The organism is Halobacillus sp. BBL2006 (assembly GCF_000786645.1).
In the GTDB taxonomy this organism is placed as follows: domain Bacteria; phylum Bacillota; class Bacilli; order Bacillales; family Halobacillaceae; genus Halobacillus.
Window position 1 is genome coordinate 1 of the sequence record NZ_JRNX01000996.1, and the last position, 588, is coordinate 588.

General features: G+C 42.2%; 1 protein-coding gene. It reads right to left on the reverse strand.

The window, feature by feature from the left end:
- Window positions 1-430, reverse strand: a 430-nt coding sequence (locus tag LD39_RS21625; protein WP_035554091.1) for a uracil-DNA glycosylase, incomplete at its 3' end; no start/stop codon positions are given.
- Window positions 431-588: the final 158 nt, after the last annotated feature.

Genomic DNA, 588 nt, shown 5'->3' on the forward strand with positions numbered 1-588 from the left:
TAAATATTTCCCACCCTAAACCTTGATGGGAATGTGCTTGATGAGCTCTTACTGTCAACACATTATTCAAAAGCAGAACGCCTTCTTTCGCCCATGACTCCAGGTGTCCATGGGATGGCGGGGGATAACCCAAGTCGTTTTCCAATTCCTTATATATATTCCTTAGAGACGGCGGAATACTCACACCTGGTTTCACTGAAAAACTGAATCCATGAGCTTGATCAGGACCATGGTAGGGGTCTTGGCCTAGGATGACTACTTTCGTTCCGTTGTATGGAGTGTATTGTAAAGCAGCAAAAATCTCGTACATATCTGGATAAACAGTTTCTTTTGTGTACTCTTGTTTCAACTGCTCTCTTAAACGAAGATAGTAGTCCTTTTTAAATTCATCTCTTAAGATTTCTGACCAGTCGTTTTCTATGACTTTCACAAAAAAACTCCTTTTCTAAAGACATGTAAACCTTTTTGTTGATACTTCTTATTCGATAAAAGCTCCCTTATCTTGAAGACTCAGTTTCGAGACTTTTATGGTGGCGAATGGGGGCCTGGAAACCGCTCGCTTTCCGCGGGGAAGACGGCCAGCCTCCT